Raw genomic sequence first — 25,920 nt, 5'->3', positions numbered from 1 at the left:
TCATCTCTGTCTCGGGCCCGTCGCTACATGAGCGACGGGATGAAGGTGGCGAGTGGCGGGTAGAGGATGACCATCGCGATCAGCAGGAACACGCAGGCGATATAAGGCAATGCGGCTTTCGCGACGTCGGGCAGTGTCGTGCCCGGGGGGCTCACCCCGTACATCACGAAGAGCAGCAGGCCGAAGGGCGGCGTGGTGAAGCTGACCTCCAGCATCAGGAGCATGATGAGGCCCCACCAGATCATGTCGAACTGCAGGCTCATGGCCAGCGGCACGAAGATCGGCAGCGTGATCAGCATCATGGAGACCTGGTCCATGAACATGCCCAGCACCAGAAGGATCAGCGCCATGATCAGCAGCGTCTGCGTCGGTCCCAGGTCCATCGAGGTGGCCCAGCGAACCATGCCGGAGGAGGCACCGGAGAAGGCCAGAAGCTGCGCAAAGGTGGAAGAGGCGGTGATCAGCAGGAAGGTCATGCCGGTCACGCGCGCCGCATCGGAGATGGCCGTGGTGATCGCCTTGACGTCCAGCGCCTTGAAGAACAGCGCCAGAAGCGCCACCGCGACGATACCAAGGGCGCCGCTTTCAGTGGGCGTTGCGATACCGGTCAGGATGGAGCCGACGACGGCAAAGATGATCATCGCCATGGGCAGGATGTCCCGGGCGAAGATATAGAGCCGTTCGCCAAGGGGCTTGGGCACGTATTCGTAGCTTGGGGCGGCCTCGGGATCCCACTTGGCCTGAACGAAGATCAGGATCGCGTAGAGGATCGCGAGCACCAGCCCCGGCAGAAGACCCGCAACAAGCAGGCCGCCGATGTCGATCCGCGCAAGAGAGCCGAAGAGCACCGCCAGCGTGGAGGGCGGAATGATCACGGCCAGGCCGCCGGAGCCCAATATGGGGCCGATTGCCATGTGTTTCTTGTAGCCCCGTTTCATCATCTCCGGGACCATGAGCGTGCCGAGCATCCCGGTATTGGCCAGGGAGGACCCCGAGAGCGCCGCGAAGACCGTGCCCGATGTCACCGTGAGGTAGGACAGGCGGGCGGGCAGGCGGCCGATCAGCACGTCGATCGCGTCCAGCACCCGGCGCGCCAGGCCCGAATGGAAGAAGAGCGCGCCCATCACCAGGAACAGCGGCACGGGGGCCAGCGAATAGGTCGAAACCGCCACGGTCGCATTGGCGATCATCTGGTCGATACCGCGTGCGCCGCCCATGAACAGGAAAACGCCGATGATATTGATCACGAAGAAGCCCAGTGCAACGGGCAGGCCGATCCCCATGGACAGCAGCAGGCCGCCGATCAGGATCGCGATAGAGAGTGTCCAGTCCATCATGTCAGTCTCTCCTTACACGCCGGCGTGGGCTTCGGGCGGAGCGCCGAAGAAGCTCTGGCCGCGGGGGAAGAAGGCCAGGAATTGAAGGCCGCCGAAGAAGAAGCCGACAGGCATGCTCAGGTAGATGGCCCAGTTCGGCATGTCGAAGGCGCGCACTTCATATGAGCCGTCGGTCAGCGTCTCCAGGAAGGCGCCGGCCGTGTGCCAGGCCAGGTAAAGGCAGATGGCAGCGGACAGGATCTGAAGCCCGGCTTCCCAGAGCTTGCGCAGCTTCGCGGGCAGGTAGGTCAGCACGATTTCAACGCAGACGTGGCCGCGGGTCAGCACGAGGTGGGGCAGGCAGAGGAAGGTAATGTAGAGCATCGCGTATTCGACGGAGTTCACCGCCCAGACGGCAGTGGGCAGTCCGAGGTTCCGTGAGGCCACGTCATAGGTGACGACCAGCACGATGCCGAGCACCAGCAGGCAGGCAAGGCGGAAGAGGAATAGCGAGATCGCATCGAGAATGCGCAGGGAAGCGGACATGACGGGACCTTTGGTTCAAGCGGCATCGGCCCCGGCGGGTGCGGAGCGAAGGACCGGCGTGTGATCGGGAGCGGGCCGGGCGGCGCAATACCACCCGGCCCCAAGGGCCTTAGAAATCTTCGAAGAAGACTTCTTTCAGCTCGTCATGATGGGTGGCGTCACGGCTTTTCAGGCGTTCCCACGCGATGTCGTAGGCGGTCGTGAGGAACAGTTCACGCTGTGCGCCGGTCAGCTCGATCGTTTCGATGCCGTTGGCGGCCATGGCTTCGCTTTCTTCCACGTTGAGGGCCACGTTGGCCTCGTAGGAAGATTTCTCATGGTCGATGGCGGCTTGCTGGACGATTTCCTTGGCTTCGGGCGACAGGCCTTCCCAGGAATCCAGGTTCATGGAGATCAGAACATCGGTCTGGAAGAAGCCGGGATCGATGCGGTACTTCAGGAATTTGTCCCAACCGTAGTCGCGCAGGCCGGTGACCGGGTAGCCGGTGCCGTCGACAACGCCACGCTCGAGCGAGGTATAGACCTCACCGGCGGGCTGAACGACGATGGTCGCGCCCAGCTCTTCAAGGAAGGCGCGGTAGAGCGGAGAGGACCGCAGGCGGATGCCGCTCAGGTCCAGCTGTCCGTCTTCGCCAACGCTCGGCTTCTTGGTGGTCCAGAGGTGGAAACCGGCGCCGCCGTCGACATGGGCCAGAACATGGGCGTTGCCCTTTTCGTGGAAGGCCTCGTTGACCAGCTCCAGGCCACCGGCTGCGCGCAGGGCCATCGGGTCAAGATTGGAGCCGGCAAAGGCTTCGCCTTCGGGAACGATGTTCAGGTAAAGGCCGGCGGGCAGCAGGAACATGTCCGCGATGCCGTTCATCTGGGCTTCGCCCATCTTCGGCTGCGGGATGGTTTCCGGGCCGCCGATGACCTGGATCTGCACCACGCCTTCGCCACGTTCGTTCACCAGGTCAACGAAGCCCTGGAAGTTGCGCGAGAAGGACACCTGCGCGGGGGTGAAGGTGATCGCGCGGATCAGGTCTTCGGCCTGGGCGGACATCGCCGACAGCCCAAGGATGGCAGCCGCAAGGGCATTGCTGAGAAGAGATTTTTTCATGTTTTCCTCACTGTTGATCGTGCCACGTCCGTTAGCCGGCTCTTTCGTGGCATGGGATTATTGCCCGGCGCTTCGTGAAAGCGGGGGAGGCAGCAGGACACCATCGGCGTCCGCCTGTTCGTAATAGGTCAGGGCGGTATCCACGAATTCCGTCATGGCCGCATGGGCGTTGGCGGCATCGCGGCTAAGGAAGGCCTCTGTCAGCTGGTTCGCACCGTCTGCCGCCGCCTGCCGACCCTTCTGGGTTTGCAGCGTTGCGACGCGTACGACCTGGACCTGAAGGTGAAACCGCATCAGCGTCTTGCGCATGCGCTGGTTGGGGATGCGCGTCAGCCAGAAATCCCGGAAGCGGCCATTGGCCCGCATGGAGGCCGGGGCGGTTTCCGCTTCGCGCACGCCCGATCGCAGGGCCCGCATCACGATGTCATCCGCGGGGCCCGCCTGCGTTACGACAGCTGCGAAGCCGACCGGCTCCAGCGCGCGGCGTACTTCGAAGATCTCACGGATATCCTCGATCGAGGGGCGGATGACCACGTAGCCGGTGGAGGAGGTCGCGCTGTCGATCAGCCCATCGTTCAGAAGCCGGTTGAGCGCTTCCCGCACGGGCGTGCGGGACACGTCCAGCTCGCGCGCGATCTCTGCCTCGACAAGCCGATCCCCCGCGCCACGACGGTTCTGCACGATATCCTGCAGGAGGCCATCATAGACCTTCTGGGCCAGCGGCAGTGACTTTTCGTACGGCACGGTATGCATCGAACGGGCTCCTACTTCCTCTGTATACTTTTAAGCTTAAACTAAATCACGCAAGAGGTTTTTTTGCTCGAAAGCCAAGTTCTTTGCTTTTTCCGGCTAAGGTTCCGGGACGCGCCAATATTTTGATGCTTTGAGGATGCAAATTTTAGGGTTCGACTAATGCAAGCGCATACAGGCCATGGGCCAGAGGCGAATCCTTGCCGCAAAAGGGGTGTCGATGTCGAAATAGAGGGGGTGCGCTGCGGCGGCGCTACCGCTTCACGTCAGGTCGCCAGACCCTGGAAGCAAATCGCCCCGGCACATCTGTGTGCCGGGGCGGGAAGGAAGTCTGGGGGTCAGGCTTTGTCTGCCAGCAGCTCGGGGTGCAGGTACTGTTGCAGGCCCTCGCGGCAATCGTCCGGCCAGGGATGGGACTTGTGATCCTCGGTGGATGTCATGACGATCAGCTGCTCGATCGTCCAGATGACGTCCTCACCAACCTTGACAACCGTGTAGAGATCCAGGGACGATTTGCCGATCTTGCGGACGTGGACGTTAAAGTCCAGCACGTCGCCGTAGACCGCGGGCTTGCGGAACTCGATGTTCATCTTGACGCTGGGAAGGCCCAGCTTGCGTTCGAACATGAGCTCTTTCCAGGTGACCCCGAAAGAGGCGAACATCGCCTCGTTCACGTCCACGAGCATGGAAAGGTAGGCCGGGTGATAGGCGATCCCGGTCAGGTCGCAATCGCCGAAGCGCATGGGTTTGGACATGGTGAACGGCATCTCGGGCCCTCCTGATTCCGTTGAAAGGGTTGCCGCCCCTCCCCTTTCGAGCACCATTGAAGGTGATGCGAGTCGGAAAAGGCCCGGCTTAATATTTTGTGTCTAAAGAATAAGCGCTGTGCCGCTCCGGTCAAGAACTCTCGAAAGAACCTGGCAGACGCCTGAAATCGCTGAACAAATTTTACATACCGCCATGGGGCGGTCCGGCGGAATTCTCCGGCGAAAAGTATTTTAGTCTTGAAGTACTTTCCGGATTCGATACTCTGAAGCAGAACCAAGCAGGGAAACTGAGTCATGAAGATCGCTGTACTGGGCGGAGGCCCCTCCGGGCTCTACTTCGCAATTTCGATGAAGTTGCGCGACGCCGCGCACGACATTACCGTTTACGAGCGCAACCGCGCCGACGACACCTTCGGCTGGGGGGTGGTCCTTTCGGATGAGACAATGTCGAATTTCGAAGGCAACGATCCGGTCAGCGAGAAGATGATCCGTGACCATTTCGCCTACTGGGATGACGTCAAGGTCGTCCGCGGCGAAGAGGCCATGACCTCTGGCGGCCACGGCTTCTGCGGCATCGGGCGCAAGCAGATGCTTCTGCTGCTCCAGGAGCGCGCGCGCGAGGTAGGCGTGAACCTTGTCTTCGAACACGACATCACGGAAGAGGGCCTGACCCAGCTCAAGGCAGAGTACGACCTGGTTGTCGCCTCTGACGGTCTGAATTCCCGCACCCGCCAGATCTACGAGGCAGAGTTCCAGCCCGAGATCGACATGCGCAAGAACCACTTCGTCTGGCTGGGCACGCACCAGAAGTTCGACGATGCCTTTACCTTCATCTTCGAAAAGACGGAACATGGCTGGATCTGGGCACATGCCTACCAGTTTGATGATGACACCGCGACCTTCATCGTGGAATGCGGCCCCGAGGTCTACCAGGCGTTCGGCTTCGACAAGCTGAACCAGCAGGAAAGCATCGCGCTGTGCGAAAAGATCTTCGCCAAGCACCTGGGCGGCCACGCCTTGATGACCAATGCCAACCACATTCGCGGTTCTGCCTGGATCCAGTTCCCCCGCGTGACCTGTGAAAACTGGTACTTCGAGAACGTCGTGCTGCTGGGCGATGCCTCGGCGACCGCACACTTCTCGATCGGGTCGGGCACCAAGCTGGGCATGGAAAGCGCCATCGCGCTGGCGGATGAGCTGAACTCCGGCAAGCCGCTGGACGAGGCGCTGCAAACCTACCAGGACGAGCGCAAGCTGCAGGTGCTTCGCGTGACCTCTGCCGCGCGGAACTCCACCCAGTGGTTCGAGGAAGTCGAGCGCTACCTTGACCTGGACATGATGCAGTTCAACTACGCGCTGCTGACGCGGTCCCAGCGGATCAGCCACGAGAACCTGCGCTTGCGGGATCCGGAGTGGCTGGCCTCTGCCGAAGCATGGTTCCAGTCCCAAGCCGGCAGCAACTCCGACCGCCGCCCGATGTTCGCCCCCTTCAAGCTGCGTGACATGAGCCTGGTGAACCGTGTCGTGGTCTCCCCCATGGCCCAGTACAAGGCGAAGGATGGCATGCCCACCGACTGGCACTTCGTCCATTACGCGGAACGCGCCAAGGGCGGTGCCGGCCTGGTCTTCACGGAAATGCTCTGTGTCAGCATGGAAGGGCGTATCACCCCCGGCTGCCCCTGCATCGGTGAAGCGCAGGTGCCGGCCTGGACCCGCCTGGTGGACTTCGTGCACGAAGAGACCCCGGCCAAGATTTGCGCCCAGATCGGCCACGCAGGCCGCAAGGGGTCGACCCGCCTGGCGTGGGACGGCATCGACCAGGCCCTGCCGGAAGGCGAGAACTGGGACCTTCTTTCCGCGTCCGCCATCCCGCTGATGGAAGGCAACGTGGTTCCCAAGGAAATGGACCGCGCCGACATGGACATGGTCAAGGACCAGTTCATCGAAAGCGTCCGCGCCGCCAAGACCGCCGGTTTCGACATGATCGAGATGCACGCGGCCCACGGCTACCTGCTGGCCTCCTTCATCTCTCCGGTGACCAACAAGCGGTCCGACGAATACGGTGGCAGCCTGGAAAACCGGATGCGCTTCCCGCTGGAAATCTTCGCCGCCATGCGCGCCGAATGGCCGGAAGACAAGCCGATGACCGTTCGTATCTCTGCCCACGACTGGATGGGTGACGATGCGGTCACCCCGGATGAAGCCGTGCAGATCTCGGCCATGTTCAAGGAAGCCGGCGCTGACGCGATCAACGTGTCTTCGGGGCAGACCGACAAGGCGGAGAAGCCGATCTACGGCCGCATGTTCCAGGTGCCCTTCGCGGATCGCGTCCGGAACGAGATCGATCTGCCGACCCTCGTCGCAGGCAACGTCTATGAAGCCGACCACGTGAACTCGATCCTCATGGCGGGTCGTGCAGATCTTGTCCTGCTGGCGCGTCCGCACCTGGCCGATCCCTACTGGACCCTGCACGCCGCGGTTGACCTGGGCGATACCTCGCAGGCTTGGCCCGCGCCCTACGAAGGGGGCCGCCGTCAGGCGAACACCCTGGCAGAACGCGAAAAGGCCATGGCCCAATGACACTGGAAGGTCGCAGCGCATTCGTGACCGGAGGGGGCTCCGGTGTCGGGGCCGTCATCGCTACCCTGCTCGCCCGTGAGGGCGCGCAGGTCACGATCTGCGGCCGCCGGGCCGAGCCACTTGAAGCGGTGGCCTCCGCTCAGCCGGGTATCACGACCACGATTTGCGACATCACCGATGAAGCTGCCGTGGCCCGGGCAATCGCGGAGGCCGCGCCGGATATCGTCGTGGCCAACGCAGGCGCCTCGGAAAGCGGGCCCTTTGTCAAGACGGAGCTTGCTGCCTTCGAACGCATGATGTCCGTCAACCTGACCGGCACTTTCCTGACCCTGCGTGAAGGGCTGAAGGCCATGTCTGGCAAGCCCTGGGGCCGGCTCATCGCCATCGCCTCGACTGCAGGGCTGAAAGGCTATCCCTATGTCGCGCCCTATGCGGCCGCCAAGCATGGCGTTGTCGGCATGGTGAAATCCGTGGCGCTGGAGCAGGCCCGCAAGGGCGTGACCGTCAACGCGGTCTGCCCTGGGTTCCTTGATACGGAGATGACCGAGCGTTCGATCGCCAACATCGTCGCCAAGACGGGCCGCAGCCCCGAAGAGGCCCGCGCGACCCTGGAAGCGACGAACCCCATGCACCGCCTGGTGCCGCCCGAAGATGTCGCCCGCGCCGTTCTGTGGCTTTGTGGCGATGGCTCGGACATGGTAACCGGCCAGTGCATTTCGGTTTCCGGGGGTGAGACTTGACCCAGACTTTCACGATCCGCCGTCAGGTGGAGTTCAATCACTGCGATCCGGCCGGGATCGTCTTCTATCCGCGCTATTTCGAGATGATCTCGGCGCTGATGGAGCGCTTCTTCGCCGATGCGATCGGCACGGGCTGGGCCCAGATGGGTCGTCTGGAGGGTGCAATGGGCACGCCAATGGGCGACATCCAGGTCCGTTTCCATGCGCCGTCCCGGCTTGAAGACTGGCTTGACCTGAGCCTGCACCTGTCTGCCATCGGCGGTGCCTCCGCCACTTTCCAACTGCGCTGCGAATGCGCGGGCGAACTGCGCTTCACCGGTGAAGCCACCGTAATCTATGCCAGCCTCGGCGCGAGCAAGGCCACCCGTTGGCCGGATGAGATGCGTGTCGCAATGACCCGCTACCTCAGCTCTGCCGATCAATCATGAGAAAGACCAACGCATGACCGCTCTCACCCCGCACATGTTCCTTCAACCTGATGGATGGGTTCCGGCCAAGGGCTACGCCAACGGCATGATGGCCGAAGGACGCATTGTCCTTACCGGCGGACTGGTTGGCTGGAACGCCGATCAGACCTGGGAGCACGAGGACATGGTGGGCCAGTTCCGCCAGACTCTTGAGAACATCGTGGCCGTTCTGGCTGAAGCCGGGGCGCGCCCCGAACACCTGGTGCGCCTGACCTGGTACATCACGGACAAGCAGGAATACCTGGACAACCTGCGGGCCTTCGGCGCGGCCTACCGCGACGTGATCGGCCGCCACTTCCCCGCCATGGCCGTGGTGCAGGTCGTTGCGCTGATGGAAGACGAAGCCAAGGTCGAGATCGAAGCAACCGCGGTCGTTCCCCATGAATGACGCGGCACCCGTCCTGGTCACCATGGCGCCTTTCGATGCCGTCACGCCCCGCGGTGCGGTGACCGGCGGCTGGATCCTGACGCAACTGGACCTTGCTGCCGGCCTGGCCGGACGCAAGGCAACCGGCGGCGATGCGCTGATCCTGTCAATCCGGGAGCTGACCTTCAAGGCGGCGCTTCATGCCGGTGAAGACTTCGCCATCCGGTCGGAGCTGACGCGCAAGGGCAACACTTCCTTTAACCTGTCGCTTTCCGCATGGGGTGGTGACGGGGAAAGCCTGCGTGAGATCCTGACGGCGGATGTCCTTCTGGTTGCTGTCGATGCGGAGGGCAAGCCCAGAAAACTTCACTGAGGCAGCCTGAGCACACCCGCAATGGTTGTGATGCCTGCCTAGGTTGCCTGCGGGCAGCTTTTGCTTTACCTCCCCGATTTTAAGTTGATACTTGAAATAAATAACGGGACCCAAAGGGGCTGGGCGGCACATGGATCAGGAAAGCATCCACGAAATCGACGATGACAGCCTTGCGCGGCATCGCCTGCGCCTCTGGTTGCAGATGCTTAAGGCCGTGCGTTTCGTCGAAGGGTCGCTGCGGGAACGCCTGCGCTCTGGCTATGACACGACGCTGCCGCGCTTCGATGTCCTTGCTGCCCTGCACGCAGAGCCCGCCGGCATGAAGATGAGCGAGCTGTCACAGCACCTTGTCGTTTCCAACGGCAATGTGACCGGCGTCGTCGACCGCCTTGTGTCCGAAGGCCTTGCAGAGCGCCAGAACCTGGCCACGGATCGCCGCGCCTTCCTGGTGCGCATCACCGACAAGGGGCGCACCTTGATGGATGAAATGACGGTCGAGCATCTGCGCTGGATCGACGAGATGTTCCACAATGTCTCGGAAGCGGATGCGGCGCGGGGGATCTCCATCATGCTGGATGTCCGCCAGAAAGCCGCCAAGTAATCTCGAAGCAATCAAAGAGGCCCCGACTTTCGGAAAGTCGGGGCCTTTTCATTTTCAGAGGATGCCGGTTTCCTTCGCCACGCGGCGGTATCCGGATCCGGCGGTGAACCCGCCGTCGACCACGAAATCCTCACCGGTGATGAAGCCGGAGCCGTCGGAAGCCAGGAAGAGCACCAGTTGGGCGACCTCGTCGGCTTCACCGGCGCGCTGCATCGGCGTCATGCCGATCATCGGGCCCAGGTGCGCCGAACCACGGTTCAGATCGGTCACGATCAGGCCGGGGCAGATCGCATTGACCCGGATGCCTTCCTCGGCGAATTCCATCGCGGCCGTCCGGGTCAGACCACGCAATGCCCATTTCGAAGAGGTATAGGCCGGATCGTAGTGACCGGAGAAACCGCTGTTGGAGGAGATGTTGATGATGCTCCCGCCGCCGGTTTCCGCCATCAGGGGCGCAGCCAGCTTGGTGCCGATGAAAGCGCCGGTCGCGTTCACGTCCAGCACCTTGCGCCATTCATCCACGGACATGTCCCGGATGATCTTGCGGTTGATGATCCCGGCATTGTTGACCAGGATATCCAGCCGGCCGGTCCAGTCCTTGACCAGGTCCATGGCCTCGGCCCAACCCGCTTCGGAGGTCACGTCGAGCTTGAGGAACTTGGCCTGCAACCCATCGGCGGTCAGGCGGGCCTCAAGGGCCTGCCCTTCTTCTTCCAGGACATCGCAGATCAACACGGAGGCACCGGCGGTGGCCAGAAGCTCCGTTTCCACGGCGCCCTGGCCACGGGCACCGCCTGTCACGATGGCCGTCTTGCCTGACAGGTCCGTCAGTGCAGCCTTGGCCTTTTGGAAGTCGACGCTCATGCCTGCACCATGACCTGGCGTTGTTCGCCAAGTCCCGCAGCGCCCAGGGTCACGACCTGGCCTTCGGAGAGGAAGGTCGGCGGCTTCATCCCAAGGCCCACACCCGGAGGCGTGCCCGTGGCGATGATGTCACCCGGTTCCAGCGTCATGAACTGGGAGATGTAATGCACAAGATGCGCCACGCCGAAGATCATCGTGTTGGTGTTGCCGGTCTGGCGGCGTTCGCCGTCCACGTCCAGCCACAGGGCGATGTCCTGCACATCCGCGATCTCGTCCTTGGTGACCATCCAGGGACCGACCGGGCCGAAGGTGTCGTGGCTCTTGCCCTTGACCCACTGGCCGCCGCGTTCGGACTGGAAGCGGCGTTCGGAAACGTCGTTGACCAGCGCATAGCCGGCCACGTAATCCAGCGCCTCTTCTTCAGAGACATACTTTGCACGGCTGCCGATCACGATGCCCAGCTCGACTTCCCAGTCGGTGCGGTCCGAGCCGCGGGGGATCTCGACATCATCATTGGGTCCGCAGAGCGCCGAGGTAGCCTTCATGAAGAGGATCGGTTCCGCGGGGGGTTCCTTGCCGGTTTCCTTGGCGTGGTCGGAATAGTTCAGACCCACGCAGAGGAACTTGCCCGGCCGCGCGATGGCGGACCCGATACGCGGCTCGCCTTCTACCAGCGGCAGGCTGGCCAGATCAGCGGCAGCGATCCGCGCAAGCCCTTCGGGCGTCAGCGCCGCACCGTCGATATCCGGAACGATGGCCGAGATGTCGCGCATCTTGCCTTCGGCATCCAGAAGCCCGGGCTTTTCAGCGCCCACGGGGCCGTAGCGAAGCAGTTTCATGATGTCTTCCTTTCTTGCCGTAGACGGGCGGGGCACAGGCCCCACCCGCTCACGTCATACAACTCACGCGCGGCGGTAGCCTTCAAGCGCTTCGTCGGGAACGTCCGGCAGATTGGTCACAAGGTTGTCCGGAGTGCGGCAGGTCAGCCATACCAGCTCTTCCGTGGTGGACATGTTGACTTCGACATGGGGCATGTAGGGCGGCACGAAGACGAAGTCGCCCTCGAACATGTCGATGTATTCCTTGTAGTCTTCGCCGAAGTAGATCCGGCCGTGGCCTTTCAGCACGTAGCCGCCGGTTTCGCATTCCTCATGGTGGTGAGGCGGCGAGCGGTGGCCCGGTTCATTGCTGACACGGCCGAACCAGATCTTGGTGGCGGGGGTGTGTTGCGGGCTGACGCCGGATTTCCGGACGCATTCGCCGGATTGCAGCGTGTTGTCGCCAAGCTCGGCGCCGCGGGTGACAACTGGAACAACCTTATCGGTCATGATTTCCTCCCGAGAAATTGAGGGTCTGTGGCCCTGCCTGGCAAGGTCAAGCAACCCTCCCACAAAGTATTTTATACTTCAAGTAAAATCATCGCGCCTGACGGCACATCCAATGGCACATTTTGGCGCAGGCAGGCCGCATACGCGACGCATCTGACGATCAACGGCCGGACGTCAGCCGAGCAAATGGTGTATCCAAGACGCGAGAATTATCTTCAAACATGAATGAAATTCCGGGAGCAGACCTCTGATTGCGGTAGGTGTGATTGGACCACGGATTGCGTCAGCTTGAAGTATTCCTGCCGTCTTTCAGTCGTCGGTCTCTGAAAGAACGCCAGGCGCACGCTGCTGGCTACTGGCAAGGCGGCACCTTCTATTGACCGGGATGGAATACCGGGTGAGTGTCAGCGGGGCAGGGCGCTTCCGGCGCGCGACGTCTTGGCCTCCAAGACCGCACAGCCGTGCGCTTTCAACCGGGCAAAGTCCCTGGAGAAACATCCGAAAGGCGGGCAGATGTCCGACGTCCTTGTTCTTGGCGCTGGCATGGTTGGCGTTTCTACCGCGCTGGCGCTGCAGGCGCACGGCCACCAGGTCATCCTGGCAGACCGCCGCGCTCCGGGCCTGGAAACCAGCCATGGCAATGCGGGCATCATCCAGGTCGAAGCGGCAGAGCCCTATGCCATGCCGCGTGATCTGGCGACCCTGATGCGTTTCGGGCTTGGGCTCAGCAACGACCTGACCTTTTCGATCAATGGTGTGCGGCGTATGGCGCCGGCCCTTTGGCGCTATTACCGGGCGTCTGCCCCGGCTCGACATCGCGCGATCTCTGCCAGCTACAGCCAGCTGACCCGCCGCGCGACGGAGGACCACCAGCCCCTGATCACCGCCTCCGGATCAGAGAAATTGGTCAGCCGGGACGGCTTGGCCATCCTCTGCCGCGACCAAGCCACCCTTGATGCGGCGGCGGCGGAAGCGGACCGGTTGCGCAGCGATCATGGCGTTACCTCTCGCTTGCTGGACGGGGCCGTCTGGCGGGCAGAGGAGCCCTCCCTGCGCCTTACCCCGGCGGGCGTCATTCATTACTCCGACAGTTGGAGCGTCTCGGACCCCGGTGGCCTGACCCAGGCCTATGCACGGCTGTTCCAGAAGCGCGGCGGAGAGATCCTGACAGCCGATGCCGAAACCCTTCAACGCGGGACGGACGGCTGGAGCATCGATGAGCCGGACGGGACCGTCACGGCGCAGCAGGTGGTCTTGTGTCTTGGTCCCTGGACCGGCACGTACCTGCGCCGCTTCGGTCTGCGGGTGCCGATGATCCTGAAGCGCGGCTACCACGCCCATTATGACGCCCCCCTGCGCCCGAAGCGCCCTTTCCTTGACCTTGCCAACGGCGTCGTCCTGTCGAACATGCGCGCAGGGCTGCGCATGACCAGCGGCGCGGCGCTCGTGGCACAGGATTCCCCTTCGGCGCCTCGCCAGATTTCCCGGGCCGAAGCGGCGGTCGATGCACTTATTGAACTGGGCCCGCGGCTGGAAGAACCGCAATGGTACGGCACACGCCCTTGCCTGCCGGGGATGCTGCCCATGGTTGGCGCCCTGCCGGGTCAGCCCGGCCTTTGGGCCAATTTCGGCCACGGTCATCAGGGCTTCACGCTTGGCCCCACCACCGGAACCCTTCTGGCAGATGCCATGGCGGGTCAAGAAAGCCCACTTCATGAGGCCCTCAGCCCCGGGGCGCAGCTTTCGTGAAGTCCCTACGCAAGCTCGCCGCCTTTCCTTGATGTGAAATGGGCGCTTTCGATCTGACGAAAGCGCCCATTCCTTGTCAGGCGGGGAGTCAGGCCACCGCTTCAAGTCTGCGGAAGCGGGACTGGGCATAGATCAGCGCTTCACCCGCCCCGGCATGGATACCTTCGATCCGACCGAAGAAGACCTGGTGGCTGCCCGACTGCATCGTGTTTTCCACGACACAGGAGAGAGAGGCTAGCGCGCCATCGACCCTTGGCAGGCCCAGCGAACATTCGGACCAAAGCGCGGAGTCGAACTTTTCCGCGCCCGCCTGGCCCTTTGCCCCGGCGAAGGTCAGCGCGATCTCTGTCTGGTCGGCGCCCAAAAGCTGGACGGAGAAGTGACCGCTTTTCAGGATTTCCGCGCAGGTGCCCGTCTTGCGGTTCACGCAGGCCAGCAGGGTGGGTGGCGTGTCCGTGACCGAGCAGACGGCGGTGGCGGTGATCCCCCGGCGGCCTTCGCCTCGGCCCGTGGTGATCAGCGTGACGGCACCGGGGAACAGCCCCATCGCCTGGCGGAACGCATCTCTATCGACCGGCATCATGCGGCTTCCAGCTCTGACATGTAGGCCTTTGCCGCCGCCTCTTCCGCGAACCAGGGGAAGAAGTCGCGCGGATCGTCGAAGCCATTGGCGATGCGCGGGGCAAGGCCGGGCAGAACCTGTGCCGCCCCCATGATGTCCAGCACGAAGGGCGGCGGCGGCAGAAGCATCATGTTCGTCCAGCGCACGACCCATTCCGCATAGGCCCAGTAGCGATCAAAGGCGCCCTGCATGAAGGTCGCATCGAAGGGTTTGTCGCCCTGTGCCAAGATCGCATCCAGGTAGATATCCGCCGCCTTCGCCGCGTTGTTCGCGCCCTGGCCCGTAATCGGATCGTTCAGGCAGACGGTATCGCCCAGCCCCAGCACCTTCGCACCCGAGGGGAGCACGCCGATGGGCTTGCGCACCGTTGGCGCAAAGCGCCCCGCCAGGCGACCGTTCTCATCAGTCAGCTCGATGTTGCGGCAGCGCTCGGCCTCCCAGGGCAGGAAGGTGTTCAGGATGTCCTTGGACATGGCCAGGTGGTCTGCGGCGGTCTTTGCGTCCTTCCAGCAATCCATCGGGCCGCCGGGATGCCCTTCGAAGACCATGATCTCGCAAGGGCCGGTCGTGGTCAGCGCAGGGAAGACGAAGTATTCGCCAACACCGGGGATCAGGTTGAAGGACACGGCAGAATAGTCCGGACGCGGTGTCATCCCGTGGACATAGGTCAGGGCAAGCGCCCGCTGAGGCGCGTCGAACATGCTCTTTTCGGCGTCGCGCTCGAAGAGCTTGCCGATCTCACCCTTGCCCGAGGCTACGATGACAAGGTCGGATTTGCGCGCCTCGGCCTCCAGCATCGCGATATCGGCGGAGGCAATGACAAGCTTGCCGCCCAGGGTCTCGAACTCCGCCAGCCAGCGGGGCATCTTCACGCGCTGATCCACGGACATGGCCCGGGCATCAAGGCGCGCGGCCCATCCAATGGCCTTGCCGGGCCCGTCCGGTGCCGGCACGGTGAAGGAGATCCCTTCGACCGGCGGGCAGCTGTCTTCCCAGAAGGACAACCCCAGACGCCGCTCGGTGTTTAGCGCCGCATCAAACTGGCACTGCGATGACAGTACGCGACCGGCGGCGATCTCTTCACCAGTGCGGTCCTGGATCACGGTGACCTCGTAGCCGTTTTGCAGAAGGCCGATGGCCAGTTGCAGGCCGGATTGGCCACCGCCGATAATGGTGATCTTTTTCATTGTCTTGTCTCCCTGTCTTTTATTCTGGTTTCAGTCGATCAGCCGCGGGATGGCCGGAACGGCCTGTTCCGGACCCATCGCGGTGTAGCCGCCGTCCACCCGAAGATCGGTGCCGGTGACAAAGCTTGCCTCGTCCGAGCAGAGGAACATGATGGCACTGGCGACTTCCTCGGGATCGCCCACACGGGCGAACAGGTGGAAATCCGCGCCGACCTTGTCGGTTTTCTCGCGGTCGCCCTTGCTCAGCTCGTCCATGATGTTGGACCAGGTCCAGCCGGGCGATACCGCGTTGACGCGGATCCCATCCGGCGCAAGGTCCATGGCCTGGTTGCGGGTCAACTGCAGGATCGCGGCCTTGCTGACCGGGTAAAGCCAGCGCCCAGTCTGCGCGACGCGGGCAGAGATGGAGCCGAAGTTGACGATCGCCCCCTTGGTCCGGGCCAGTTCCTTGCGCGCCGCCTGCATCAGCATGACGGAACCGACAAGGTTCACGTCCAGCGCCTCAAGCCATTCGGCGCGGGTGCTTTCGGCGCCGTTGTCCAGGTAGGTCGCGGCCACGTTCACCAGAAAATCGAGCCGCCCGTAAGTGTCCACCGCTGTGGCAACCATGGCCTGCACGTCTGCGTCCAATCGCAGGTCCGCCTTGATGAAGGTGACGCCATCCCCCTCCAGCGCCTTGCCGGAATCATCGATATCGGCGACGACAACCCGCACCCCATGGGACCGGAACGCCGCAACGACAGCCGCTCCGATCTTGGTCGAGCCACCCGGAACGATGGCCACCTTGTCCGTCAATCCACGCATTTACCTTGCCCTGTGTTGCTGTTTTTCATGATCAGCAATCATGCAGGGCGCTTCGAAGCGCGCGCTATCCGCTTGCCGCAGCGATCATCCGGATTGCGCAGAAATGTATTTCAGGAATAACATTCATCTGTGACACAGCTTGCGAACCCCTTTCCCCAAAGGGCCAACCCGGCCCAGGCGGCAACGCCCCTGTCCGCGCATCCGCTATTCGTGACTGGGGAGCTGGACGAGGCACGCGACCGGGTCTCCCGGGTATATTGCGATCATCGGCTGGAGCGTATCGGACGGGATCCCATGCGCGTGACCCACAACCGGCTGGATGGCGCGCAGCTTTCGGTTAACTTCATGACCTATGGCGCGAAGGCACAGATCGTGCCGGGGGCGCTGGAGTCCTTTTACCTGCTGCAGGTACCGTTGCGCGGCTTTGCCTCCGTAACGAACGGGGCGGATCACTATGTCATCGGCGGCGGGAGCGGGGCGGTGCTCAACCCGGATGTGGAAACCTCGATGATCTGGAGCGATGGCTGCGCGCAGATAATGCTGCAGCTGGACCGGGCATTTATCACGTCCCTCGCCCGGGCGCATTTCGGACTGCCAGGCGAGTCCGCCCTGCGCTTCAGGGGGCCGACCGACCTGCGCCAAGGCACGGGGCGCGATCTGCTGGAGCTCATCTTCCACATCAGCCGCGAAGCCGACATGGGTCATGTGGTAATCGGCGATGCGAGCCTGCTGTCGAGAGAACTGGAGCGCACGCTGATCCTGGGCCTGCTGGAAACCCTGCCATCCAACCTGTCGCGACACGGCGAGACGGGCAGGGGTCCCAGCCCCCGCATCATCCGCCAGGCCGAACGTTTCATGGAGGCGAACCTGGGCGAGCCCCTGAGCCTTGCCGATATCGCCCAGGCGGCCGGGACCTCCAGCCGGACACTGCAGGTCACCTTCCGTACGCACCGCAACATGTCCCCGATGGAGCGCCTGCGCGATTTCCGCCTGCAAAAGTTATGGGCGGATCTGTCCAACCCGACACCTGAAACCACGGTGACCGAGGCTGCCACCCGCTGGGGCTTCAGCCACCTTGGTCGGCTTACGGCGGATTACCGGCGCAAGTACGGCTGCAACCCGGTTGAGACCCTGCGCCAGGCCCGGGGGCAATAGGCCGGGCAAGCGGGGCGCATGGCCTTTCCGAAGGGCTGTCCGTGGGCCCTCGAAGAACAGCGGCGAGGTGGATACGAGAAGCCTTCCGACATGCGGAATTCCTGTCCGACATCACTGCGCGATCACAATTCCGCGGGGTAGTCGCGTAACAAGGGTTTCCTGACCGAAAAGGGGGCAAAAAAGCACCAGCGTACTCTTGCCCACCACCCCCCGCTTGGTATCAACGGTAACCAAAGAATGATCTCAAAAAAGGCGAGGCAATGAACGACGGGGGAAACCTACTGCTGATCATCGCGCTGCTGCCGTTTATCGGCGCTCTCATCCCAGGCGTGATGATCCGGGCGGGGCGAAATGCCTGCGCGACATTCGCGGCAGTGCCGCCCGCTCTGGCGCTGGCCATCCTGCTGGTCCATGCTCCCACCGTTTTCTCGGGCGGGGTGGTGCAGACGCAGATCGACTGGCTGCCGCAACTGGGCCTTTCGGCCAGTTTCTTCCTGGACGGGCTGGGCTTTCTCTTTGCCTGCATGATCCTGGGCGTCGGGCTGCTGATCATCCTCTATGCGCGGTTCTACCTGTCTGGCGAAGATCCGATGGGGCAGTTCTACACCTACCTGCTGCTCTTCCAGGGTGCGATGCTGGGCATCGTCCTGTCGGATAACATCCTGCTTTTGCTGATCTTCTGGGAGCTCACCTCGCTCTCCTCCTTCCTGCTGATCGGCTATTGGAAGCACCTTCCCGAAGGTCGTCAGGGCGCGCGCATGGCATTGGCCGTGACGGGTGCAGGCGGGCTGGCGATGATCGGTGGCATGTTAATCCTTGGCAATATCGTGGGCAGCTACAACCTGACCGATATCCTGCAGCAAGGTGAGCTGATCCGGTCCTCTGACTGGTACATGCCGGCGCTGATCCTGATCCTTCTGGGCGCTTTCACCAAGTCCGCGCAGTTCCCGTTCCACTTCTGGCTGCCCCATGCCATGGCCGCGCCGACGCCGGTTTCGGCCTACCTGCACTCCGCCACCATGGTGAAGGCGGGGATCTTCCTGATGGCCCGCATGTGGCCGGTCCTTTCGGGAACCGAGGCTTGGTTCTACATTGTCGCCTCCGTCGGCCTGTTCACCATGGTCATGGCCGCCTGCATCGCCATTTTCCGCAACGATCTGAAATCGCTTTTGGCCTTTTCCACCGTCAGTCACCTGGGCTTCCTGACCTTCCTGTTGGGCCTCGGCACGGAGGCCGCGGCAACGGCGGCGGTGTTCCACATCATCGTTCACCTGACCTTCAAGGCCGCGCTTTTCATGAGCGCGGGGATCATCGACCACGAGGCACACACGCGCGACATTCGCCGCCTTGGCGGGCTGCGCACGCTGATGCCCGTGACCTTCGTGATCGCCTCGCTGGCGGCGCTGTCCATGGCCGGGATCCCGCTGACAAACGGCTTCCTGACCAAGGAATTGATGCTGGAAGAAGCCGCGCATACGGTCTGGGCGGGCAACCAGTACCTGGTGCCGATCGCGGCCACCCTGGGCGCCCTGCTCTCGGCGGCCTATTCCTTCCGCTTCATCGCACATGTCTTCTTCGGGCCGGTGCGGGACGACTACCCCCACAAGCCCCATGATCCGGGCTTCGGCATGTGGGCCTCGCCCGCGCTGCTGGTGGTGCTGGTCATGGTGATCGGGCTGTTCCCCTTCGTCGCCGAACCCATCGTGGACGTTGCTGCAAGTGCCGTCACCGGTGCAAGCATCCATACCCACCTGGCAATCTGGCACGGGCTGACGCCGGCGCTTTACATGTCCCTCACCGCCGTCGTGGGCGGCCTGATCGTGCTGGCGCTTTACTCTCCGCTCAGCCGGGGCTGGGCCGCGCTGCCGCGCCCGGAGGCAAAGGTGATCTTCGACGGCCTCGTCGAAAGCATCGCGGCCCTGGCCCGGCGCATCACCGAAGGACTGCACAACGGCGCGATGACCCGCTACCTGGCGATCTTCGTCTTCGCGACGGTCCTGCTTGGCTTCGCGGCCTGGCAGGGGGGCGGCATGGCGCAGGTGAATCGCCCGAACCTGCCGATCCCGCCGATGGCAGCCGTTGGTTGGCTTCTGCTGATCGCCGGCACGCTCTCGGTCGTGCTGCTGCATCGCCAGCGCTTCCGGGCCCTGGTGGTGATCGGGATCATCGGGCTGATGGTCTCTGCCGCCTTCGTCTACCTCTCTGCACCTGACCTGGCGCTGACCCAGATCTCGGTCGAGACGGTGACGATCATGCTGCTTCTGCTGGCGCTGCACTACATGCCCAAGGATACGCCCATCGAAAGCGGCATGTTCCGCCGTGTGCGTGACGGGGTGATTGCCATCGGGGCCGGTGCGGGCGTCGGTCTGCTGTCCTATGCCTTCATGCGGCGCGACATCGACACCATCTCTGATTACTTCCTGGCCAATTCCTACAAGGGCGGCGGCGGCCACAACGTTGTCAACGTTGTCCTGGTCGACTTCCGTGGCTACGATACCTACGGGGAGATCATCGTGCTGGGTATCGCCGGGCTGATCATCTTTGCCCTGATGGAGGCGCTTCTGTCCGGTCCCGCGGGCAAGCGCCTGCGCAACATGGACTTTTCCGATGACCTGTCGCGCGATCGCCACCCGCTGATGATGGTTGTGAGCACGCGGCTCATGCTGCCCATCGCCACCATGGTGGGCGTCTACATCTTCCTGCGCGGGCACAATGAACCGGGTGGCGGCTTCGTGGCCGGTCTGGTCATCGCCATCGCGCTTCTGATGCAATACATGGCCTCGGGCTTTGCCTGGACCCAGGCACGCCAGCGGATCGAATACCATGCCATGATCGGCTTCGGTGTCGTGATCGCCGGGCTGACGGGCTGTGCCGCCTTCCTCTGGGGGCTGCCGTTCCTGACCAGCACATTCGGCTACGTCCACTGGGATCCGATCGAGGAATTCGAGCTGGCCTCGGCCATGGCCTTCGACCTGGGAGTCTTCCTGACCGTGCTGGGGGCCGTCATGCTGATGCTCTACAGCCTGTCGCGGATCGCCCGCCACGCCGGAGAGACCGTCAACACCGAGCCGATGGATTACGATCCATCCGACAGGGTCCGCCAGACAAGGGAGGAGAGCTGACATGGAGATCGTCATTGCAAGCTCCATCGCCACGCTGACCGCCGGGGGGGTCTACCTGATCCTGCGCCTGCGTGCCTTTGCCGTGATCCTGGGCCTGGCCCTGCTCTCCTACGCGGTGAACCTGTTCATCTTCTCTTCCGGCGGGCTTACCGTGGATGAGCCGCCGATCCTGCATGGTGACGGGATCGCGGGCTACACCGACCCGCTGCCGCAGGCGCTGGTGCTGACCGCCATCGTGATTTCCTTCGGGATGACGGCCGTGCTGGTGATGGTCTCCCTTGGGGCCTACCTGGAGCGCGGGAACGACAAGCTGGACATCCATGAAGACGAAGACGCCCTGAGCGGGGAGCCCGACGCACAATGAACTGGATCATCGCTCCTGTCCTGCTGCCAGCCCTGCTGGCGCCGCTGATCGGCTATGTCATGCGGCACGACATCACCCTGGCGCGCATCGCCTCGGTCGCCGGCACGCTTCTGCTTGCCGGCATCGCAACCGGTCTTCTGATCTCTGCCAGCAGCGGAGAAACAGAGGTCTATTTCCTGGGCGACTGGGCCGCGCCCTTCGGCATCGTGCTGGTGCTGGACCGCCTTTCCGCGATGATGGTCTTCCTGACAGCGGTGCTGGCCGTGCTGGTCGTGATCCACGCGGTCGCCACCGGCTGGGACAACAAGGGGCGGCATTTCCACGCGCTGTTCCAGTTCCAGCTGATGGGCATCTGCGGAGCCTTCCTGACCGGGGATGCCTTCAACCTCTTCGTCTTCTTCGAAGTTCTGCTGATCGCCTCCTACGGGCTCATGATCCATTCGGGCGGCAAGGAACGGCTTCAAGCCGGGCTGCAATACGTGGTCATGAACCTTGCCGGCTCCACCCTGTTCCTCTTTGCACTCGGGACGCTCTATGCCTCTGTCGGGACACTGAACATCGCTGATCTGGCCGTGCGCGTGGCAGAGATCCCGCCCGAGGAAGCCGGCCTGGTCCGAGTTGCCGCCATGCTGCTGATGGTGGTCTTCGCCATCAAGGCCGCGCTCTTCCCGCTGCAATTCTGGCTGCCGGCCAGCTATGCGAATGCGCCCGCCCCGGTTGCCGCGCTCTTTGCCATCATGACCAAGGTCGGCGCCTACGCGATCATCCGCATCCACACGGTGGTCTTCGGTCCGGACATGCCGGCACTGGACGGCATGATCGGGGACTGGCTGTTCCCGGCGGCCATCGTGACCATCGCCCTGGGTGGCATCGGCGTGTTGGGCGCTCGGCGCCTGATGCCGCTGGCGGGTTTCTCTGTCGTCGGGTCGATGGGTACGCTGATGGTCGCCGTGGCGGTCTTCACGCCCGAGGCCACGACCGCCGCGCTCTACTACCTGGTACATTCCACCCTTGCCGCCGCGGCGCTGTTCCTTGTCGCCGATCTGGTGATCACCCGGCGCGGCACGGACAACCTGCAAGCAATGCCGGTCACGGTGCAGAACGGCCTGTTCTCGGCACTCTTCTTCGGCGCGGCAATTGCCGTAGCGGGGATGCCGCCGCTCAGCGGGTTCCTTGGCAAGCTTCTGATCCTGGACACCATCCGCCAGCCGGACCTTATCGTCTGGGCCTGGGTCGCGGTGCTGACCGGCTCCCTGCTGACCATCGTGGGCTTTGCCCGCGCCGGCAGCATGCTGTTCTGGAAATCCACCGCAGAGCCCGTCCCCGACCTGCCGGAAGGCACCGTCCCGCCGCCCGCCGCCCGCGCGATGGAGGTCATGCCGGCGTTGACCGCGCTGCTTCTTCTGGGGCTGCTGGCCGTGCTGGCAGGACCGACGACCAACTACCTGGAAGCGACCTCTGTCCAGCTGTTCGAACGCAGTGATTACATCGGCGCGGTCCTGGGCACCGGAGAGGAAGGCTGAGATGCTTAAACGTCTGATCCCGCACCCGCTTCTAAGCATCAGCCTGGTTCTTGTCTGGCTGATGCTGGTCAACCACTACTCGCTCGGCAACCTCATCCTGGGGGCGATCCTGGGCGTTCTGGTGCCGGCACTGACCGGCCCTTACTGGCCCAACCAGGCCAGGGTCCGCCGGCCCCTCAAGGTGATCGAATACATCCTCGTGGTGCTTTGGGACATCGTCGTGGCCAACGTCCAAGTGGCAATGATCATCCTGTTCAAACGCAACGCCGACCTGAAAACCTGTTGGGTGGTCGTTCCGATGGAGCTGACCTCGCCCGAGGCGATCACGGTTCTGGCGGGGACGATCACCATGACTCCGGGCACAGTCTCTGCCATGCTGTCGGCCGACGCCAGCGAGATCCTGGTGCATTGCCTGCACACCGATGATCCCGAGGGCACGCGGGACGATATCAAGAACCGCTACGAACGCCGGCTGAAGGAGATCTTCCAATGATTGCCATTGCAGTTGCTTTCGCCATCGCCTGCTTCGGGCTTGGCCTGCTGATGAACCTCTGGCGGATCGTCAAGGGGCCGAACTCGGCGGACCGGATCCTGGCGCTCGACACCATGGTGATCAACGTCATCGCCCTTCTAGTGCTATACGGGATCCGCAACGGCACAGAGATGTACTTCGAGGCCGCCATGCTGGTGGCCATGGTCGGCTTTGTTTCAACCGTAGCCTATTGCCGCTTCGTCCTGCGCGGCGACATCATCGAATAGGAGCGGACAATGGACCAGATCGCAGAAATCCTTGTTACCTTTTGCCTTGTGATCGCAGGAATCTTCGGGCTTGTCGGCTCTTTTGGCCTACTCAAGCTGCGTGACACGATGCAGCGCCTTCATGCGCCCACCAAGGCGACGACGCTGGGCGTCGGCGGCGTGCTTGTCGCCTCCATGATCTACTTCTATTTCATCGAAGGCTCTCTCAGCTTTCATGAGCTTCTGATCACGCTCTTCCTGTTCCTGACCGCTCCCGTCTCGGCCAACTTCATCGCCAAGACGCTGCTGATCGAGAAGAAGGGCAAGATCGCGCTCCCGGAAACGGACGGCAAGAAGGGCTGGGCGACCAACGATAGCCCGCCCAACGTGGCCGACAGCATTCAAGGCTGAGCCTGGCCGCGAAGGCGGTTTAGATGACGATGACCTGGGCCCGGAATGCGACTTACGCGTTCCGGGCCCAAGTGTTTTTGGGACTGCAAGTCGCAAGCACGATACCTTCGGTTCCGGGTCCAAAGCCATCAGACCCTCAGGTCACATTCCGAAATCCATATCCTTTTCAGAGACTTGCGCGCGTCATAGGCGACAACCCGCCATAGGGCTGTGCAATAGCGTGAACCGTCATGCCTTTCCGCGCGTTGTGATTGGGAAGACCGCCCAGGTGGTGGAGGAAAGGAAAGACGATGACCCGCAGGATTCTGAAAAGCACGACCGCAATCGCGCTCAGCATTACCGTCGCCCTTCCCGGCCCTGTTCTTGCCCAGGCAGATGCCACCGGGCAGGCGCAGGTTCAGGCAGAAGGCCAGATCGACCCCAACCTTGCAGATTTGACGCCAGAGGAGCGCCAGAAGCTGCTGGAAGAGCAGGCAGAGGCCGCCCAGAAACAGGCGCTTGACGACGCCGTTGCCGAAACGGTGCAGGAGGCAGAGCCGGAGGCCGGAGCTGAAACTGCTGAGGTTCCCGCAACTGAAGCCCCCGAGGCTGAGGCCGCTCAGGACACGGCGCAAGAAGCTCCGCAGGCCGATGCACCCGCTGATACGGCTGCAACCGCCACCGATGAGCAGCCTGCAGGCGCTCAAGCAGCAGAATCTCCCGCTACCGAAGAAGACCCGGTGACCAGCGAAGGCACCACTCAGGCTGAAGCCGACGCGCCGTCTGCCGCCGAAACCTCGCCGAAGCCCAAGGATCCGTCCCAGATTGCCGCGGAGACCGACGCAGCAACTGGCGATGCTGCCGAGGCCGACACCACGTCTGAAGCCTCTGGTGAGATTGGCGACACAGGCGATGCCGCACCGGAAACGACCCCGCGCCCGCCCGAGACCGAAGCCGTTGAGCAAGCTCAGCAGCCCAAGGAAGATCCTGCCGCCACCGAAACCGAACTCACTCAGGAACAGGTGACTGCCGCCGAAGACGACACTGCAGTAGAGGCCGAGGCGACCACCGAAGTCACGGCCGATGAGGCAGCAACCGAGGATAGCGCGACCGCTGAAGCCAGCGATCAGTCCGCTGCCGAAGAGGCGACGCCCCTGACGGAAGAAGAGCAGCGCGCCAAGGCCGAAGCTGAAGCCGCCAGCCAGGAAAGCCGCCAGGAAGAGCGCGTCACCTCCGCAGCCGCTGCCGCCGATGCAGAGGCAGAAGACGTGGTGACCGAAACCGTGACCGAAGAGACCGCGCGCTCCTCGGACGAGGAATTCTCCACCAAGGTGAATGAATCCACGTCAGAGGATAAGGGCAGCGAAGTCTTTGAAACCATAGGCAAAGCTGCTCTGGCAGGCCTTGGTGCTTACGCTGTCGGCTCGCTGCTGAACAACGGCGACAAGGTGGTCAGCAACTCCGGTGACCGCGTGGTTCTGGAACAGGACGATGGCCGCTATGTTCTGCTGAAGGATGACGACACCCTGCTGCGTCAGCCGGGCAGCGATGTGCGCACCGAAGCGTTCAACGATGGTTCCACCCGCTCAACCGTGACTCGCGAAGACGGCACGCAGATCGTGACTGTGCGCGCCGCCGACGGGACCGTGCTGCGCCGCTCGCGCGTGCTGCCGAACGGTGAGCAAGTCGTCCTGTTCGATGACACGCGAACCTTCCAATCCGTGAACGTGCGCGACCTGCCGCAGGCCGAGACCAAGTCCATCGATTACCGGAACGGCTCTGTCGACGATCTGGAAGCAGCGCTTGAGCGCGCAGCCTACAATCCCGATCGCGCCTATTCGCTGAGCCAGATCCGGGACATCGGCGCGGTGCGCAAACTGGTGCCGGAAATCGCCGTTGAGGGCGTGAACTTCGCCACCGGCTCTGCCGTGATCCGCCCGGAAGAGGCCCGCGACTTGGCCGCACTTGGCAAGGCGATGTCGGCCATGATCGCCAAGAACCCCGGCGAGGTCTTCCTTGTCGAAGGTCACACCGACGCCGTTGGCCAGGCAAGCTACAATCTTGCCCTGTCGGACCGCCGCGCGGAAAGCCTTGCGCTGGCTCTGACGGAGTACTTCGACGTCCCGCCGGAGAACATGGTGGTGCAGGGCTACGGTGAAAGCGATCTTAAGGTGCAGACATCCTCTGCATCCGAGGTCAACCGCCGCGCTGCCGTCCGCCGCGTCACCGCGCTTCTGAACGGCTAACACGCCTTAAGAGCTGAGGACAGAATAAGATCGGGCCGCCCTTGGGGCGGCCCGTTTTCTTTCGACTAAGCATTCGCATGGGCTGTAGCGAGCGGTCGCCTCGGATGGCCGCTGGCCGTCAGATCGTCTTCGAACAGGGTATCGACCGGTAGTCGATACCGCCTAACTCTAACAAGAGCTGCGGGGTGATGGGCCGATCAATCCGTTCTGCCACAGGGATCG

At 63.0% G+C, this 25,920-nt stretch carries 26 protein-coding genes; 15 read left to right on the top strand and 11 right to left on the bottom strand.

Annotated elements, in window-relative coordinates; genetic code table 11:
- Positions 1-23: 23 nt before the first annotated feature.
- The 5 genes from HCZ97_RS07945 to HCZ97_RS07925 form a co-directional block, all read right to left on the bottom strand.
- On the bottom strand, positions 24-1,337 hold the full coding sequence (locus HCZ97_RS07945) for a TRAP transporter large permease subunit (RefSeq protein ID WP_368484337.1): 1,314 nt from the start codon (positions 1,335-1,337) through the stop codon (positions 24-26).
- Positions 1,338-1,349: 12 nt separating this feature from the next.
- Positions 1,350-1,862: a TRAP transporter small permease gene (locus HCZ97_RS07940; RefSeq protein ID WP_167688164.1), complete on the bottom strand. Its 513-nt coding sequence runs from the start codon at positions 1,860-1,862 to the stop codon at positions 1,350-1,352.
- A gap of 109 nt (positions 1,863-1,971) precedes the next feature.
- Positions 1,972-2,961 carry a TRAP transporter substrate-binding protein DctP gene (dctP, locus tag HCZ97_RS07935; RefSeq protein WP_167688163.1) on the bottom strand — a complete coding sequence of 330 codons (990 nt, stop codon included), beginning with the start codon at positions 2,959-2,961 and terminating at the stop codon, positions 1,972-1,974.
- 57 nt (positions 2,962-3,018) lie between these two features.
- On the bottom strand, positions 3,019-3,714 hold the full coding sequence (locus tag HCZ97_RS07930) for a GntR family transcriptional regulator (protein WP_167688162.1): 696 nt from the start codon (positions 3,712-3,714) through the stop codon (positions 3,019-3,021).
- Between the two features lie 335 nt (positions 3,715-4,049).
- Positions 4,050-4,478, bottom strand: coding sequence for a thioesterase family protein (locus tag HCZ97_RS07925; protein ID WP_167688161.1), 429 nt, complete (start codon positions 4,476-4,478; stop codon positions 4,050-4,052).
- Positions 4,479-4,772: 294 nt separating this feature from the next.
- Between HCZ97_RS07925 and HCZ97_RS07920 the strand changes: the two genes are divergently transcribed.
- From HCZ97_RS07920 to HCZ97_RS07895, 6 genes are all read left to right on the top strand, one after another.
- Positions 4,773-7,058, top strand: coding sequence for a bifunctional salicylyl-CoA 5-hydroxylase/oxidoreductase (locus HCZ97_RS07920; protein ID WP_167688160.1), 2,286 nt, complete (start codon positions 4,773-4,775; stop codon positions 7,056-7,058).
- Positions 7,055-7,798 (top strand): SDR family NAD(P)-dependent oxidoreductase, encoded by a 744-nt coding sequence (locus HCZ97_RS07915; RefSeq protein ID WP_167688159.1) that lies wholly within the window; start codon positions 7,055-7,057, stop codon positions 7,796-7,798. Before HCZ97_RS07920 ends, HCZ97_RS07915 begins: the two co-directional genes overlap by 4 nt.
- Positions 7,795-8,226 carry a thioesterase family protein gene (locus HCZ97_RS07910; RefSeq protein WP_167688158.1) on the top strand — a complete coding sequence of 144 codons (432 nt, stop codon included), beginning with the start codon at positions 7,795-7,797 and terminating at the stop codon, positions 8,224-8,226. Before HCZ97_RS07915 ends, HCZ97_RS07910 begins: the two co-directional genes overlap by 4 nt.
- A 13-nt stretch (positions 8,227-8,239) precedes the next feature.
- Positions 8,240-8,653 carry a RidA family protein gene (locus HCZ97_RS07905; RefSeq protein WP_167688157.1) on the top strand — a complete coding sequence of 138 codons (414 nt, stop codon included), beginning with the start codon at positions 8,240-8,242 and terminating at the stop codon, positions 8,651-8,653.
- The gene (locus tag HCZ97_RS07900; RefSeq protein WP_167688156.1) at positions 8,646-9,005 is read left to right on the top strand and encodes a hotdog domain-containing protein; all 360 of its coding nucleotides are present in this window, start codon (positions 8,646-8,648) and stop codon (positions 9,003-9,005) included. The genes HCZ97_RS07905 and HCZ97_RS07900 overlap by 8 nt, the downstream gene beginning before the upstream one ends.
- A gap of 130 nt (positions 9,006-9,135) precedes the next feature.
- On the top strand, positions 9,136-9,606 hold the full coding sequence (locus tag HCZ97_RS07895; protein ID WP_167688155.1) for a MarR family winged helix-turn-helix transcriptional regulator: 471 nt from the start codon (positions 9,136-9,138) through the stop codon (positions 9,604-9,606).
- A gap of 54 nt (positions 9,607-9,660) precedes the next feature.
- On the opposite strand, the gene HCZ97_RS07890 is transcribed toward HCZ97_RS07895, so the two are convergent.
- From HCZ97_RS07890 to HCZ97_RS07880, 3 genes are all read right to left on the bottom strand, one after another.
- A complete protein-coding gene (locus tag HCZ97_RS07890; protein WP_167688154.1) occupies positions 9,661-10,470 on the bottom strand; it encodes an SDR family NAD(P)-dependent oxidoreductase in 810 nt (269 codons plus the stop codon).
- The gene (locus HCZ97_RS07885) at positions 10,467-11,309 is read right to left on the bottom strand and encodes a fumarylacetoacetate hydrolase family protein (protein ID WP_167688153.1); all 843 of its coding nucleotides are present in this window, start codon (positions 11,307-11,309) and stop codon (positions 10,467-10,469) included. Before HCZ97_RS07885 ends, HCZ97_RS07890 begins: the two co-directional genes overlap by 4 nt.
- Positions 11,310-11,372: 63 nt before the next feature.
- Entirely contained in the window at positions 11,373-11,798 is a 426-nt protein-coding gene (locus HCZ97_RS07880) for a cupin domain-containing protein (protein ID WP_167688152.1), read from the bottom strand.
- 513 nt (positions 11,799-12,311) lie between these two features.
- Here HCZ97_RS07880 and HCZ97_RS07875 point away from each other — a divergent pair.
- Positions 12,312-13,547 carry an FAD-binding oxidoreductase gene (locus tag HCZ97_RS07875; protein WP_167688151.1) on the top strand — a complete coding sequence of 412 codons (1,236 nt, stop codon included), beginning with the start codon at positions 12,312-12,314 and terminating at the stop codon, positions 13,545-13,547.
- Between the two features lie 88 nt (positions 13,548-13,635).
- Here HCZ97_RS07875 and HCZ97_RS07870 read toward each other — a convergent pair whose 3' ends face one another.
- The 3 genes from HCZ97_RS07870 to HCZ97_RS07860 are packed head-to-tail and all read right to left on the bottom strand — an operon-like array spanning position 13,636 to position 16,160.
- Positions 13,636-14,127 carry a flavin reductase family protein gene (locus tag HCZ97_RS07870; protein WP_167688150.1) on the bottom strand — a complete coding sequence of 164 codons (492 nt, stop codon included), beginning with the start codon at positions 14,125-14,127 and terminating at the stop codon, positions 13,636-13,638.
- Positions 14,127-15,356: a styrene monooxygenase/indole monooxygenase family protein gene (locus tag HCZ97_RS07865; RefSeq protein ID WP_167688149.1), complete on the bottom strand. Its 1,230-nt coding sequence runs from the start codon at positions 15,354-15,356 to the stop codon at positions 14,127-14,129. Before HCZ97_RS07865 ends, HCZ97_RS07870 begins: the two co-directional genes overlap by 1 nt.
- 30 nt (positions 15,357-15,386) lie before the next feature.
- Positions 15,387-16,160 carry an SDR family oxidoreductase gene (locus HCZ97_RS07860; RefSeq protein WP_167688148.1) on the bottom strand — a complete coding sequence of 258 codons (774 nt, stop codon included), beginning with the start codon at positions 16,158-16,160 and terminating at the stop codon, positions 15,387-15,389.
- A gap of 129 nt (positions 16,161-16,289) precedes the next feature.
- On the opposite strand from HCZ97_RS07860, the gene HCZ97_RS07855 reads away from it, so the two are divergent.
- The 8 genes from HCZ97_RS07855 (at position 16,290) to HCZ97_RS07820 (ending at position 25,698) form a co-directional block, all read left to right on the top strand.
- Positions 16,290-17,315, top strand: coding sequence for an AraC family transcriptional regulator (locus tag HCZ97_RS07855; protein ID WP_167688147.1), 1,026 nt, complete (start codon positions 16,290-16,292; stop codon positions 17,313-17,315).
- A 260-nt stretch (positions 17,316-17,575) separates the two neighbouring features.
- Positions 17,576-20,437: a monovalent cation/H+ antiporter subunit A gene (locus HCZ97_RS07850; protein ID WP_167688146.1), complete on the top strand. Its 2,862-nt coding sequence runs from the start codon at positions 17,576-17,578 to the stop codon at positions 20,435-20,437.
- A 1-nt stretch (position 20,438) separates the two neighbouring features.
- Positions 20,439-20,801 carry a Na+/H+ antiporter subunit C gene (locus HCZ97_RS07845; RefSeq protein ID WP_167688145.1) on the top strand — a complete coding sequence of 121 codons (363 nt, stop codon included), beginning with the start codon at positions 20,439-20,441 and terminating at the stop codon, positions 20,799-20,801.
- Positions 20,798-22,324, top strand: a complete 1,527-nt coding sequence (locus tag HCZ97_RS07840) for a monovalent cation/H+ antiporter subunit D (RefSeq protein ID WP_167688144.1) — start codon at positions 20,798-20,800, stop codon at positions 22,322-22,324. Before HCZ97_RS07845 ends, HCZ97_RS07840 begins: the two co-directional genes overlap by 4 nt.
- A gap of 1 nt (position 22,325) precedes the next feature.
- Positions 22,326-22,817, top strand: coding sequence for a Na+/H+ antiporter subunit E (locus HCZ97_RS07835; protein WP_167688143.1), 492 nt, complete (start codon positions 22,326-22,328; stop codon positions 22,815-22,817).
- Positions 22,814-23,083: a K+/H+ antiporter subunit F gene (locus HCZ97_RS07830; RefSeq protein ID WP_167688142.1), complete on the top strand. Its 270-nt coding sequence runs from the start codon at positions 22,814-22,816 to the stop codon at positions 23,081-23,083. The genes HCZ97_RS07835 and HCZ97_RS07830 overlap by 4 nt, the downstream gene beginning before the upstream one ends.
- A gap of 9 nt (positions 23,084-23,092) precedes the next feature.
- A complete protein-coding gene (locus HCZ97_RS07825; protein ID WP_167688141.1) occupies positions 23,093-23,473 on the top strand; it encodes a Na+/H+ antiporter subunit G in 381 nt (126 codons plus the stop codon).
- A gap of 290 nt (positions 23,474-23,763) precedes the next feature.
- Positions 23,764-25,698: an OmpA family protein gene (locus tag HCZ97_RS07820; RefSeq protein ID WP_167688140.1), complete on the top strand. Its 1,935-nt coding sequence runs from the start codon at positions 23,764-23,766 to the stop codon at positions 25,696-25,698.
- The last annotated feature ends 222 nt before the right edge of the window (positions 25,699-25,920 follow it).

Source organism: Pseudooceanicola sp. HF7 (assembly GCF_011806405.1).
GTDB lineage: Bacteria > Pseudomonadota > Alphaproteobacteria > Rhodobacterales > Rhodobacteraceae > Pseudooceanicola.
This window is presented reverse-complemented; position numbering and strand designations above follow the sequence as displayed.

Coding starts and splice junctions, on each gene's coding strand:
- HCZ97_RS07945 (WP_368484337.1), bottom strand. CDS start 1,337: ATGATGGACTGGACACTCTCTATCGCGATCCTGATCGGCGGCCTGCTG.
- HCZ97_RS07940 (WP_167688164.1), bottom strand. CDS start 1,862: ATGTCCGCTTCCCTGCGCATTCTCGATGCGATCTCGCTATTCCTCTTC.
- dctP (WP_167688163.1), bottom strand. CDS start 2,961: ATGAAAAAATCTCTTCTCAGCAATGCCCTTGCGGCTGCCATCCTTGGG.
- HCZ97_RS07930 (WP_167688162.1), bottom strand. CDS start 3,714: ATGCATACCGTGCCGTACGAAAAGTCACTGCCGCTGGCCCAGAAGGTC.
- HCZ97_RS07925 (WP_167688161.1), bottom strand. CDS start 4,478: ATGCCGTTCACCATGTCCAAACCCATGCGCTTCGGCGATTGCGACCTG.
- HCZ97_RS07920 (WP_167688160.1), top strand. CDS start 4,773: ATGAAGATCGCTGTACTGGGCGGAGGCCCCTCCGGGCTCTACTTCGCA.
- HCZ97_RS07915 (WP_167688159.1), top strand. CDS start 7,055: ATGACACTGGAAGGTCGCAGCGCATTCGTGACCGGAGGGGGCTCCGGT.
- HCZ97_RS07905 (WP_167688157.1), top strand. CDS start 8,240: ATGACCGCTCTCACCCCGCACATGTTCCTTCAACCTGATGGATGGGTT.
- HCZ97_RS07900 (WP_167688156.1), top strand. CDS start 8,646: ATGAATGACGCGGCACCCGTCCTGGTCACCATGGCGCCTTTCGATGCC.
- HCZ97_RS07895 (WP_167688155.1), top strand. CDS start 9,136: ATGGATCAGGAAAGCATCCACGAAATCGACGATGACAGCCTTGCGCGG.
- HCZ97_RS07890 (WP_167688154.1), bottom strand. CDS start 10,470: ATGAGCGTCGACTTCCAAAAGGCCAAGGCTGCACTGACGGACCTGTCA.
- HCZ97_RS07885 (WP_167688153.1), bottom strand. CDS start 11,309: ATGAAACTGCTTCGCTACGGCCCCGTGGGCGCTGAAAAGCCCGGGCTT.
- HCZ97_RS07880 (WP_167688152.1), bottom strand. CDS start 11,798: ATGACCGATAAGGTTGTTCCAGTTGTCACCCGCGGCGCCGAGCTTGGC.
- HCZ97_RS07875 (WP_167688151.1), top strand. CDS start 12,312: ATGTCCGACGTCCTTGTTCTTGGCGCTGGCATGGTTGGCGTTTCTACC.
- HCZ97_RS07870 (WP_167688150.1), bottom strand. CDS start 14,127: ATGCCGGTCGATAGAGATGCGTTCCGCCAGGCGATGGGGCTGTTCCCC.
- HCZ97_RS07865 (WP_167688149.1), bottom strand. CDS start 15,356: ATGAAAAAGATCACCATTATCGGCGGTGGCCAATCCGGCCTGCAACTG.
- HCZ97_RS07860 (WP_167688148.1), bottom strand. CDS start 16,160: ATGCGTGGATTGACGGACAAGGTGGCCATCGTTCCGGGTGGCTCGACC.
- HCZ97_RS07850 (WP_167688146.1), top strand. CDS start 17,576: ATGAACGACGGGGGAAACCTACTGCTGATCATCGCGCTGCTGCCGTTT.
- HCZ97_RS07845 (WP_167688145.1), top strand. CDS start 20,439: ATGGAGATCGTCATTGCAAGCTCCATCGCCACGCTGACCGCCGGGGGG.
- HCZ97_RS07840 (WP_167688144.1), top strand. CDS start 20,798: ATGAACTGGATCATCGCTCCTGTCCTGCTGCCAGCCCTGCTGGCGCCG.
- HCZ97_RS07835 (WP_167688143.1), top strand. CDS start 22,326: ATGCTTAAACGTCTGATCCCGCACCCGCTTCTAAGCATCAGCCTGGTT.
- HCZ97_RS07830 (WP_167688142.1), top strand. CDS start 22,814: ATGATTGCCATTGCAGTTGCTTTCGCCATCGCCTGCTTCGGGCTTGGC.
- HCZ97_RS07825 (WP_167688141.1), top strand. CDS start 23,093: ATGGACCAGATCGCAGAAATCCTTGTTACCTTTTGCCTTGTGATCGCA.
- HCZ97_RS07820 (WP_167688140.1), top strand. CDS start 23,764: ATGACCCGCAGGATTCTGAAAAGCACGACCGCAATCGCGCTCAGCATT.